Source organism: Peribacillus sp. Hz7, assembly GCF_042136355.1.
GTDB lineage: Bacteria > Bacillota > Bacilli > Bacillales > DSM-1321 > Peribacillus > Peribacillus asahii_A.
Genome location: NZ_JBHHJV010000011.1, coordinates 1 through 12,451, shown reverse-complemented (window position 1 = coordinate 12,451; position 12,451 = coordinate 1). Strand labels below are relative to the sequence as shown.

12 protein-coding genes are annotated in these 12,451 nt (G+C 35.7%); all 12 read left to right on the top strand.

Going from position 1 to position 12,451, the window contains the following annotated elements; translation table 11 throughout:
* Positions 1 to 82: 82 nt before the first annotated feature.
* On the top strand, positions 83 to 850 hold the full coding sequence (locus ACE199_RS14970; protein WP_375350490.1) for an alpha/beta fold hydrolase: 768 nt from the start codon (positions 83 to 85) through the stop codon (positions 848 to 850).
* A gap of 251 nt (positions 851 to 1,101) precedes the next feature.
* Positions 1,102 to 3,633 carry a bifunctional diguanylate cyclase/phosphodiesterase gene (locus tag ACE199_RS14965; protein WP_375350489.1) on the top strand — a complete coding sequence of 844 codons (2,532 nt, stop codon included), beginning with the start codon at positions 1,102 to 1,104 and terminating at the stop codon, positions 3,631 to 3,633.
* A gap of 211 nt (positions 3,634 to 3,844) precedes the next feature.
* Entirely contained in the window at positions 3,845 to 4,498 is a 654-nt protein-coding gene (gene folE / locus ACE199_RS14960) for a GTP cyclohydrolase I FolE (RefSeq protein WP_375350487.1), read from the top strand.
* 70 nt (positions 4,499 to 4,568) lie between these two features.
* The gene (locus tag ACE199_RS14955; RefSeq protein ID WP_375350486.1) at positions 4,569 to 5,117 is read left to right on the top strand and encodes a 5' nucleotidase, NT5C type; all 549 of its coding nucleotides are present in this window, start codon (positions 4,569 to 4,571) and stop codon (positions 5,115 to 5,117) included.
* A complete protein-coding gene (locus ACE199_RS14950; protein ID WP_375350485.1) occupies positions 5,114 to 6,052 on the top strand; it encodes an NAD(P)/FAD-dependent oxidoreductase in 939 nt (312 codons plus the stop codon). The genes ACE199_RS14955 and ACE199_RS14950 overlap by 4 nt, the downstream gene beginning before the upstream one ends.
* A 192-nt stretch (positions 6,053 to 6,244) precedes the next feature.
* Positions 6,245 to 7,030 (top strand): CPBP family glutamic-type intramembrane protease, encoded by a 786-nt coding sequence (locus ACE199_RS14945; RefSeq protein WP_375350484.1) that lies wholly within the window; start codon positions 6,245 to 6,247, stop codon positions 7,028 to 7,030.
* A 120-nt stretch (positions 7,031 to 7,150) separates the two neighbouring features.
* Positions 7,151 to 7,918, top strand: a complete 768-nt coding sequence (locus tag ACE199_RS14940) for a CPBP family glutamic-type intramembrane protease (RefSeq protein ID WP_375350483.1) — start codon at positions 7,151 to 7,153, stop codon at positions 7,916 to 7,918.
* Between the two features lie 121 nt (positions 7,919 to 8,039).
* Positions 8,040 to 8,381, top strand: a complete 342-nt coding sequence (locus ACE199_RS14935) for a metal-sensing transcriptional repressor (RefSeq protein WP_127760148.1) — start codon at positions 8,040 to 8,042, stop codon at positions 8,379 to 8,381.
* Between the two features lie 14 nt (positions 8,382 to 8,395).
* Positions 8,396 to 8,602, top strand: a complete 207-nt coding sequence (gene copZ / locus ACE199_RS14930) for a copper chaperone CopZ (protein WP_375350481.1) — start codon at positions 8,396 to 8,398, stop codon at positions 8,600 to 8,602.
* Between the two features lie 91 nt (positions 8,603 to 8,693).
* Positions 8,694 to 11,135, top strand: a complete 2,442-nt coding sequence (locus ACE199_RS14925; protein WP_375350480.1) for a heavy metal translocating P-type ATPase — start codon at positions 8,694 to 8,696, stop codon at positions 11,133 to 11,135.
* Complete coding sequence (locus ACE199_RS14920; RefSeq protein ID WP_375350479.1) at positions 11,132 to 11,992, top strand: hypothetical protein; 861 nt, start codon at positions 11,132 to 11,134, stop codon at positions 11,990 to 11,992. The genes ACE199_RS14925 and ACE199_RS14920 overlap by 4 nt, the downstream gene beginning before the upstream one ends.
* Positions 11,993 to 12,136: 144 nt before the next feature.
* On the top strand, positions 12,137 to 12,451 hold a 315-nt coding region (locus ACE199_RS14915), incomplete at its 3' end, for an HTH domain-containing protein (RefSeq protein WP_375350478.1).

The window sequence follows — 12,451 nt, the reverse complement described above, 5'->3', positions numbered from 1 at the left end:
TATTATTATGTAGGAATACTTTCAAAGGTACGCGTGCAAGTATATAAAAATAAAGAGTTCATTAAAAAGAGGTTTTATAAAATTGAAGGAAGCTATAATATTTTTGCATGGGGTAGTGGGAAATAAAAGTGCATTTAAGACAGAAATAGATACATTAAAAGATAAATATAATTGTATAGCTTACGACTATTATAATTCCGAAAGCTTAGGAGCAGATTGTCCTTTTTCTTTGGAGCTATTACTTCAACAGCTTTATGATCAATACAAAAGAAACGGAATTCAAAAGGCTCATTTATGCACATTAAGTTTTGGGTGTATAGTTGCTATGGCTTTTAATAAAAAATATCCTGAAATGGTAATGAGTTTGACTTTTGTAGGCGGATATTTTTGTAATGCTCTCTCAAAATTGAACACAATCCAAATTCAATTGTTAAATGAAAAACCACAATATGATTATAAAGCATGGCTGAAACGATATGCAGCCGCTATGAATCCAAACAAAAAGCAAATACAAGAAAACTCCGAGGCTATTTTTGTAAAGAATGCTCTTTTACTTCATCCGAATGTTTTTGAAAAAGCCGTTAGGGTACAATTTGAATATGATTCGAGAATGGATTTAATGAATGCAAAAAGTCCAATTTTATGGGTAATGGGCGAATATGATGAATTATATAAAGAAACATTAGCGGACTTAGAACAATATGTCCCGCATGTTGAATATCATGAGCTGCGAAATGCTGGACATGTAGCCCATATTCACCAGCCTGACCAATTCATGTCTATATTCCAACCTTTTCTTAAAAAAGTGAGCAATCAAAGAAGCTTAGCTTTAGAACCTATAGAGATATAAATAACAACGAGGTAGTGTCATCTACCTATCTTTAAATTAGGCTTTGTTAAGTTAAAGATACATTTTGGTGAGCTGCTTTTAATCTTGTGATTAAAACTGTCTTTTTGTCAAATTTCGTCTCGTTGTGTAATGATTTTCTTGCAGAAGAGAGTTTTTGCTAAAAATTATGTTGATTTTTAACTATGCTACTCACAATACCCATGAACTAAACGATAATCAACGGTTAAATGTCAGCAGGAGGTAGATCGATAGTGTCCATCAAGAAGAAACTTCCATTAATTTTCACCTTGTTGGTATTATGTATTTTAATAGCGAATAATGCTTTACATTATTTACGGTCTAAACAGCAATTAATAAATTTTAACGAAAAAGAAATAGCGTTAATTACTCAGGAAGTATCGTATCAGGTGGAAAGTGCAAAAGAAGGGTCTTTATTTGTAGAAAATATTCTTGGGAGAGAATTAAGAACGGCTTCTATTGCTATACAAAACTCGTTACCTTCTAAACACGAAGAGATAACTAATGAACAATTAAAAGCTTTGGCTGATGAGTTGATGATTTCACATATTACTTTATTAGCTCAAAAAGAAAACGATATTATCGGTGTAAAATCATCAGACCCACATGAAATCAATATGTCAACAAAAGAATGGGAATACTGGTATGATGCCTTTCAACAGCTTTTCTCTTTATCACCGGTTACTGTACAAGAAGGGGTAGCCCTGCCGAACTACTGGACAGGTCCAATTGAGATTGCTTCTAGCAATCCTGATCATATAGATAAATGGGGCTACTTTTATGATGGCTCTACTAATTTTATTATTAATCCCTATTTTCGTGACAATCAAGTATTAGAGTATGAAAAGCGGTTTGGTCCAAGTAATGTTATGGAACGCTTTACGAAGGAACTTGATGGTGTTGTGGAACTGACCGTTTTTAATCCGGAGAATTTTGGTCAAAAAGACCAAATCATTAATAAAAATGGATACAATTATATTCGAATTGCTGATAAACCGATTTGGTATGGTACGTATAAATATAGCAATCAAAAATTAGATGCAGAGATGATTCAAAAAGCTATAAAGACAGGAGAGACACAGCACTACACTGAAACGATAAACGAAAAAAATGTTAGGAAGACATTTGTTCCTATTAATACCGATGTAGAGGCACCATATGTTATTGGTGTAACATACGACTATGGATTAATTGAGAAAGAACTAAACCGTGAATTGTTGAATCATATTTTATTATTGATTCCGTTTATACTTATTGTGTTAATTACAAGTTTTGTGTTCTCTCGCTCGATTACAAAACCGATTGGTTATATAGTTGGACAAGTCAACGAGATTGCCCAAGGGAAATTCGGGAAAAATTTGATTTTAAAACGAAAAGATGAATTGGGGCTTCTTACACAAAATGTAAATGCATTATCGGATTTTTTACAAGTCTATGTAGCGGATTTAAAGCAGAGTCAAGAGGTCATTGAGTTTCAAGCGTATCATGATTCTCTTACTGGACTGCCTAACAGAAGGTATCTTCAAGAAGAGCTAAATAAGATGATTGCAAATACAAAACAAACAGATAGTTCGGTAGCGGTGTTATTTATTGACATAGACCGATTTAAAGATATTAATGACTCATTAGGACATGCGCTCGGTGATGAATTAATCAAGCTTGTATCAAATCGACTAAAGAGCTGTCTCTCTAGTACAAATAGTTTTGTGACCAGACAGGGCGGCGATGAGTTTGTTATTTTGTTTAAAAACCTTGAATTAGAGAAGGTAAAAGCGGCAGCTGAAACGATTGTCACAGTTATTAAACAACCTTTTATTATTGAAGGAAATGAAATACATGTAGGTGCGAGTTGTGGTTTAAGTTTATATCCAATGCATACGGAGAATCAAGATACTCTGATGGTATATGCTGATATAGCGATGTATGAGGCTAAGAAACAAGGGGGCAGTAAAGTCGTTGTATATAACGATACAATCAATATAAAAAATAAAGAGAAGCTTCGTATAGAAACCCGATTGAGAAAGGCTATTAAAGAAGAAAAAATTGAAGTCTATTATCAGCCGAAAATAAATGCTAAGGAAAATATCGTGACTGGAGTAGAAGCATTGGTAAGGTGGACAGATGAGGAACTTGGATTTGTGTCGCCAGATAAGTTTATTTCTGTCGCAGAGAGCACAGGATTGATTCATTCTTTATGGGAATTAGTGATGAAGAAAGCTTGTTTCCAGGTAAGTAAGTGGAATGAAGGTCGTTTAGAGCCGTTAAATCTTGCCGTAAACTTTTCACCAAAGCAATTTCAAGATTCTAATCGACTAATAAAACAGGTTGTAGACATTCTTTCAGAGTCAAAATTGTCACCTGCCTATTTCGAAGTGGAAATTACAGAAAATATTTTATTTGATCATTCAACAGAAACTATAGAAGCTTTGGAAAAGTTACGAAACTATGGAGTTTCTGTTTCAGTGGATGATTTTGGAACCGGGTACTCTTCATTCAGTTATTTAAAAACATTACCCATTGATAACCTTAAGATTGATCGAACATTTATTCAAGATATTCAGGAAGATCATAGCAATTCTGAAATCTCTGAAGCTATTATAACGATGGCACGTGGCTTACGGTTACATGTAATAGCAGAAGGGGTTGAGGAAGAGCATCAAAAAGAATTTTTATTAAAGAATGGATGCTATCATATGCAAGGCTATTTGTTTAGTAAGCCACTTAGTAAACAGGAGTTGGAAATATTCCTGAAAGAGAACTATTAACTTAATTAATACTAATTAATATAGAAAGAATCAATGCATACTACCTTTACATTCTTCTTTTAATTATTTATGATTAGCTAATGTTAGTAGATAGCGAGGATATCGATTCCTTGTATATATTTCAAATAAAGGCTATGTTATATGACGCTGTTGATTTCGGATCAACGAGGTTATATAACATAGCCAGAATAAAAGAGAGGTACTTAAGAAAATGTCTTTCAATGAACAAAAATTAATTGCTCAAAAATTTCCGGATATATTTGAGCAAGACGATGCTGCTGAAATACATAGAAAAATTGATCAATCTCAACATTTTATGGAAGCTGTTAAAGGCTTAATTGAGCTCTGCGGCGATGATCCTAATCGTGATGGTCTTATAGAAACTCCATATAGAGTATTAAAAGCATTTTTAGAATATACAGAGGGTTATAGAGAAGATCCTAAAGCTCATTTGTTAAAGACTTTTGATGTAAATCATCAGGAGTTGGTTTTAGTAAGAGATATTGAATTTTATTCGATGTGTGAACATCACTTTGCTCCTTTTTTTGGTGTAGCCCATGTAGGATATATCCCTAATGAAAAAATTACTGGGTTGTCGAAGATTGCTCGTATGGTGGAAGGATATGCGAAGAGATTTCAGGTTCAAGAACGATTAACAACTGAAATTGCAGAGGCCATTGAAGAAATTTTACAACCTAAAGGCACGATGGTAGTAATTGAAGCCAAGCATATGTGTATGTGTGGCAGAGGAATCAAAAAGTCGAATGCTTCTACTGCAACATCATCTGTTCGCGGAATATTTGCTGATAAATCCGAGACACGTGCAGAGTTTTTATCGATTCTTCAAAGACCTAGTGTTTTATAGGAACAGAAAAGGCGTAACCTAAATTAAATTGGGGTACGCCTTTTTATTAGTAAAAGAGGGGAGTAGTTTCATGCGAACGTTACTAATTGATATGGATTCTGTCATATGTGATTTAATGTCAGAGTGGCATCATCGATATAATAAAGACTATGATGATAATTTAACGGTTGATCGGCTAAAGTGCTGGAATTCTGAGAAATATGTAAAGCCTGAATGTGGAATAAAAATATATGATTATTTGAAAGAACCAGGTTTATTTAGTCGTTTAAAGCCGCTTCCGCATGCAGTAGAAGTTTTAAAAAGATTATACAAGGATTATGAAATTTTAATCGTAACGAGCAGTATTTCGAGTGCCTTTGCCGAGAAGGAAATATGGGTGGAAAAACATCTTCCTTTTATAGGGAAGCACAACATGATTTTTACTCATCGAAAAAACATGATTGTTGGTGACTTGTTATTTGATGATGCCCCCCATAATTTAAAGGAATTTGCTGCTACTGGAAGGCTTGCTGTTGCTATGGATTATCCTTACAACAGAGAAGTTGAAGTTCCGAGAATTGGAAATTGGTTAGAGTTTGAAAGGTTCTTACAAACAGAAGCTTGGGTGGAGATTTCATGAAACATATTGATGTTATCATTATTGGCGGAGGGTCAGCAGGAATGTCAGCAGCAATATGGTGTAAGAGGCTGGGGATTGATCATCTTCTTCTCGAAAAAGAAGAGAAGTTAGGTGGACAATTAACCAAAATTCATAATGAAATTATAGATTATCCAGGTCTATATGCTAAAAACGGAAAGGAAATGCAACAGGAATTTGCCGCTTATTTTCATAATGCAGGATGTCTATATAGATTACATACAAAGATTTTATCCATCGATGTTTTATCAAAAACTCTTAAAATTCAACAGGAGAATAAGATAGAAGAACTTCACTTTCATTATTTAGTTTTAGCAATGGGGTCAGGACCAAAGTTGCTGGAAGTTCCGGGAGAAAGGGAGATGATTGCTAGAGGAGAAGTTTACTCTGCGACAGCAGATAGATGGCGATTTAAAAATAAAGTCGTAGCCGTTGTAGGAGGAGGAGACCGAGCTTTAGAGGGGGCTATTCTTTTAGCGGATGCGGACGCTGCAGTTTACTTGATTCACCGATCTGAAAACTTCAAGGCAAGAAGTCAATATATGGATATCGTAACCGAGAAAGAGAATATAAAAATAATCACAAATACTCGAGTGACTTCTATCCACGGAGAACAGTGCGTGACTTCAATCGATTTGCTAAATAACAAAGAGAAAGCGTTTGCTTTGAAGGTGGATGCTGTTTTCCTAAGGATAGGAAGTAAACCAAACAGTGAGCTTGTGAAAGGTCTTGTTAAAGTAGCGGAGGATGGATTGATTGTGACCGACCGTATAGGTCAAACAAGCAACAGTGCTATTTATGCTATTGGAGATATTTGTACAAATCCTTTATTTTCGAGTATAGCTTCATCAAGTGGACAGGCAGCAATCGTTGCTAAGTATTTATCGTTATTATTAACAAAGAAACATTTGAATTAATAAGTTTGTTTCTAAATTCAAACCTTAGCTCTATATTTTATGGAGCTGAGGTTATTTTATTTGTTCAGATTTTAATTGCTCAAAAGCTTCTTCATACAAGATAAATAAAGATGTTTTTAGAAAAATATCTTTGTAGTGAACGAATGGGTGGTGCTAAACGTCATAGTAATAAAGTTAGAGGAGGAATGAGATGTGAAAAATCGGACGTTTTGGAAAACGTTTTTGGCCTTTTTATTTATAGGTCTTGTAGGAATCGGGTTTTTAGTACCCGCTATGATTCCGTTATTGGAGGAACAGTTACAATCACTTCCGAATGTACCTGACCTTCCTTTTGAAGTGCTTGTGATTAGTTCTTTGATCAATCCACTGATTCTTTTAATTATTGCCATTATAATTGGCCAGCTGACAGCTCCAAAATTAAAGTTGGACTCATATTTATACCACCACATGCAAGGGAATAAAAGTATATGGAAAACGTTTAAATCGAATCTGCCTATTGGAATTATTCTAGGGGTTATTGTATCTGCTATTTTCTTTATCTTTGAACTGATATTTCAACCATATCTACCGGAAGCTTTAAAAATGAGTGTAGAATCAAGGAATCTTGTAAATACGTTAAATGGAATATTCTACGGTGGGATAGTCGAGGAGCTATTACTCAGATGGGGACTTATGTCCTTGCTTATTTGGATTATGTGGAAAGTTTTTCAACGGTCAAAATCAGCCCCTTCTCCAGCAATATTCTGGATTAGCATTATCATCAGTTCCATTTTGTTTGCATTAGGTCACTTAGGAGCTACGATGTTAGCTGCTCCATTAACACCGCTTATTTTAACTCGAATGCTGCTTCTTAATGGAATTGGCGGAATTGTATTTGGCTGGTTATATTGGAAAAAAGGTCTCGAGATTGCAATGGTTTCACATGCTGGCTTACACATTACTACAACAATTATAACGAATATTTGGTTTTTATTATGATGATTCAAATAGTTTCTTCTATCTTAAATAAATGATGAAGAATTAGTCTAAACTGTTTAATCTTTTATACCCATTTTGAAGTACGTACTATGTGTAAACCTATATAAATGAGGTGGAGTTATGGACAATATCGATTTACAGAAAAATGGCCTTCATTTGACACGACCAACAGATCCCAATGGGAATTATCGAGTTTTCTTTTCATTAATGATGCGTACATTATTATTTATTGTAGTTGGAGCTGTTTTTGTTGGTCTATTCTCCGTATTAGGAAGTGAAACACCTTTAAAAGCTGCGGAGAAGTGGTGGCCTTTCCAAGCGATATTAGCTAACGTCGCAACGTATTTTATTTTAAGGTCTTTTTTAAGAAAAGAAGGAATTCCATATAAGAGTATGTTCAACTATAAAAAGGGAAGTCAACGAAAATATGCTGTAGAAACATTATGGTTAGTGTTAGTAGGATTTGTTTTGGGAGGTGTATCATTATATGCAGCTGCCTATCTGTTATTTGGCATATTTAGTCTACCTACGACGATGTTTCAAGAAATCCCTGTATGGGCACTAGTCCTTGCATTAATTCTATTCCCTTTAACAAATGGTCTTGTTGAAACACCTACTTATATTGGATATGCGCTTCCTCGTCTCCATGCAATTACAGGAAAACAGTGGCTAGCCATTATTCTTGCTGGTTTGGCACTTGCCTTTCAACATGTTGCCTTGCCTTTAGTATTTGATATACCTTATATGTTATGGAGATTTTTATCGTTCATTCCACTTGCCCTTGCATTAGGACTTATATACATGAAAACAAAGAGACTAATTCCTATTATGTTGGCACATTACTTAATGGATCTGCAATTAGTCATCCAATTAGCCTTGATGATGTAGATTAGTGACATCTAAAATACGTGTATCCATTTTAAAAGTAGAAAAAAATGGATACTTTTTTTAAAAATATGTATCATACATTAGGGGGGTATAGTATATTATAAGTGAGGGGGTGCTATAGGTGGATTGTGAAAACCAAGAGGACCTATTAGAAATTGAACCATGTTGCTCGAGTCACTCTGAGAGGGTGAGTCATCATTCTGAAAAGGTAAAGAAGAGTTTAATTAATCGTCTAAATAGAATAGAAGGTCAAATTCGCGGGGTGAAAGGCCTCATTGAAAAAGATACTTATTGTGATGATGTAATTACTCAAGTTTCAGCGATACAATCTGCACTAAATAGTTTTTCCAAAGTTTTATTAGAAAATCACTTGAAGAGCTGTGTAACAGAGCGAATTCAAGAAGGGGATTTAGAAGTAGTAGATGAACTGTTGGTTACTATTCAAAGATTAATGAAAAAATAAGGAGCGAACATAATATGGAAAAAGTAACGTTGCTTGTAAGCGGAATGTCTTGTGGCCACTGTGTTAATGCGGTTGAGGGTGCTGTCGGTAAACTAAACGGAGTATCCAGTGTAAACGTTCATTTAAGTGAAGGGAAAGTAGATGTAGAGTTTGATTCATCAGCGGTTTCATTAGAGACTATAAAAGAAACAATTGATGATCAAGGCTATGATGTAGCATAATTTGAATTGTAAATACGTGCATAAAGTAAAAAAATGCACGTATTCTTTTCGAAAAAAATATACCTTACAGGGGTATTTAGGAGGGGTGGAAATGACACAAGAGTTAAAAGAAACTGTACTTCCGATAACAGGGATGACTTGTGCCGCTTGTGCTGTGCGAATTGAAAAGGGAATCAAGAAAATAGAAGGTGTAGAAGAGGCGACGGTCAATTTTGCTTTGGAGAAAACTTCTATTACGTACAATCCTAATGTAGCTCATATAGAGGAATTTAAAAAGAAAATCCATGACTTGGGATATGAAGTGATAGAGGAAAAAGCTGAGCTGGATATTATCGGCATGACTTGCGCAGCTTGTGCGACTAGAATTGAAAAAGGGTTAACTAAACTAGAAGGTGTAACGAAAGCATCGGTCAATTTAGCGTTAGAAAGCGCCTCTATCGAGTATAACTCATCACAAATTGGAACATCGGATATGGTAAAGCGGATTGAAAAGTTAGGGTATCAAGCGACTTTGAAAGAGGAACAAAACGAGAACATTAAAGATCTTAAAGCAAAAGAGCTAGAAACTCAAAAAGGGAAGTTTATTTTTTCGGCTTTCTTATCTTTACCATTATTATGGGCGATGGCTAGTCACTTTAGCTTTACATCATTTATGTATGTACCAGAAATGTTTTTAAATCCTTGGGTGCAATTAGCACTTGCGACACCTGTTCAGTTTATTGTTGGGAAGCAGTTTTATATAGGGGCTTTTAAAGCACTTCGAAATAAAAGTGCTAACATGGATGTGTTAGTTGCTTTAGGCACATCGGCTGCCTATTTCTATAGTTTGTATTTGTCTATAGCGTCTATTGGCAGCAATGAGCATATGATTGAGCTTTATTATGAAACAAGTGCCGTTTTAATTACATTAATCATTTTAGGAAAATTGTTTGAAGTTAGAGCAAAAGGCCGTTCATCAGAGGCCATAAAAAAACTAATGGGTCTCCAAGCAAAAACAGCGACCGTGTTGAGAGCTGGAGTTGAACGAGAGATTCCGCTAGAGGATGTATTAGTAGGTGACATTGTTTATGTAAAGCCGGGTGAAAAAGTACCGGTAGATGGAGAAATCGTAGAAGGAAGTTCAGCTTTAGATGAATCAATGTTAACAGGTGAGAGTGTTCCTATTGATAAAACAGTAGGCGACTCTGTGATTGGAGCAACGATCAATAAAAATGGATTCTTAAAAGTAAAAGCGAAAAAAGTAGGTCGTGATACAGCACTTGCTCAAATTATTAAAGTGGTAGAAGAGGCTCAAGGTTCAAAAGCACCTATTCAGCGATTAGCGGATCACATTTCAGGAATCTTTGTTCCAATCGTAGTAGGAGTTGCTTTTCTTACCTTTTTAGTGTGGTTCATCTGGGTGGCTCCGGGTAACTTTGCCGAGGCATTAGAGAAATTAATTGCTGTTTTGGTGATTGCTTGTCCATGTGCCTTAGGATTAGCAACTCCTACTTCGATTATGGCAGGTACAGGAAGAGCGGCTGAGTTTGGTATTCTTTTTAAAGGTGGAGAGCATTTAGAAAGGACCCATCAGTTAACGACGATCCTGTTAGATAAAACAGGAACAGTAACAAATGGTACGCCCGTTTTAACGGATATTTTGATTGAAGAAGTCTTTGAAGAGAAGCAGTTTTTAACGTTAGTCGCTGCTGCCGAAAAGCAATCTGAACATCCGCTAGCTCAAGCAATTGTTGCTGGGGTAAAAGAGAAAAACATTGAATTGGTAGATGTAGAGGATTTTAAAGCAATACCGGGCTATGGAATTGAGGCAAAAATAGATGGCTATGTTATTGCTGCAGGAACGAGAAAGTTAATGAACAAGCACAACATTCATATTGAACATATGCTTAAGACGATGGAGGAGTTGGAGGGAAAAGGGAAAACGGCAATGCTTATTGCCATCAACAATCAATATGCCGGTTTAGTAGCTGTTGCGGATACAATAAAAGATACTTCAAAAGAAGCAGTCCAACGACTTAAAGATATGGGCCTTGAAGTGGTCATGATTACAGGAGATAACAAACGCACAGCCGAGGCAATTGCAAAAGAGGCAGGCATTGATCATATTGTGGCGGAAGTTTTACCAGAAGGAAAAGCAGAAGCAGTGAAACAACTTCAAGCTCAAGGGAAAGTAGTCGCAATGGTTGGAGATGGAATTAATGATGCTCCAGCATTAGCGACGGCGCATATTGGAATGGCGATCGGAACAGGCACAGATGTAGCGATGGAAGCAGCTGATATTACACTTATTAGAGGAGATCTCGGTAGTATTGCAGATGCCATTTACATCAGTAAAAAGACAATGCGAAATATTAAACAAAACTTATTTTGGGCGTTTGCCTACAATGTATTAGGAATTCCGATTGCCGCATTTGGTTTCTTAGCTCCATGGTTAGCAGGAGCTGCGATGGCTTTTAGTTCTGTGTCGGTAGTATTAAATGCATTGCGTTTGCAAAGGGTGAAACTTTCAGATAAAGGGGAAACAAACCGATGAAAAAGTGGATGTTTTCAGCTGTTTTATATCTAGTCGTTGTTGTTGCAGGGTATGCTGTTTATGAGGCAGTGTTTGGTGTAAATAAGGGCGCAGAGCACGATGCTTCGAAAAATGTAGCCGAGCAAAAAATCGAAGAACATAATTCCCATGCTAATGTTGGAACAGAACAACAGCATGAAGAAGACAATCACGAACATGGCGAAACAATTAGTAAAGAGAATGAAATACAGGTAACAATTGAAGGAGGAAACAAGCAACTATTTCTAACACTAAAAGATGATTTAGGAAATCCTGTAACAGATTTAGAAATAAATCATGAGAAGCTTCTTCATCTTATTGTCGTTGATGAACATTTAGAACAGTATCATCATTTACACCCTGAAGAAATAGCACCAGGTCAATTTAAAGTGACGAGCGAATTGGAAGAAGGAACTTATAAGGCTTTTGTAGACATCAAATCAACGAGCTTGCAATACGAAGTTCAACCAATTCCTTTTATAGTTGGCAATCCTGCAACGAGTGAACATGCACATGGTTCATTGCAAGTCGATAAAGAATTAACTAAAACAGTTGATGAAAACAAAGTATCTCTTATGACAACGGATTTGACGGCTAATGAACCTATGACATTAACATTCGATGTTTATGAAGCTGTACTTGAGCCTTATTTAGGAGCAATCGGTCACGTTGTAATTTTAGATGAACAAGCGGAAGAATACTTACATGTTCATCCACTAAATGAACATGATCCAATCTTTGAAACTCAATTTCCGCATCCTGGTATTTATAAAATCTGGGCAGAATTTCAACAAGATGGAAAAGTAACTGTGTATCCGTTTGTGGTGAAAGTTAAATAGTTGATTTTAAGAGAGCTATTATAAAACCCAGGATGCTTAATAGAGTGTACCCTATAGAGTAGACATCAAAAAAAGTCTACCTATAGGGTACTTTTTGTATAATTAAGAAACACAACTAGAGATAACATGGAGACGGGGAAAATAATGAGTAAAAAGAGTTTCACAGAGAAAGAGATCAAGCAGCTATCAACTAATAAATACGTTAAAGCAGTAAGTTCAAAAGGAATCACTTATACAGATGAATTTAAACATATTTTTATTTCTGAAAAAGAGAAAGGAAAGTTAGCGAGAGAAATATTTGAACAATGTGGGTTTGATGCAGAGGTTTTGGGGATGGAGAGAATTTATTCAGCGAGAAAAAGATGGCAAAAAGCATACAAAAATAACGGGATAATTGGTTTACGTGACACTAGGGCAGAAAACTCAGGACGCCCCAGAGAAAAGGAACTTACCCTAGAG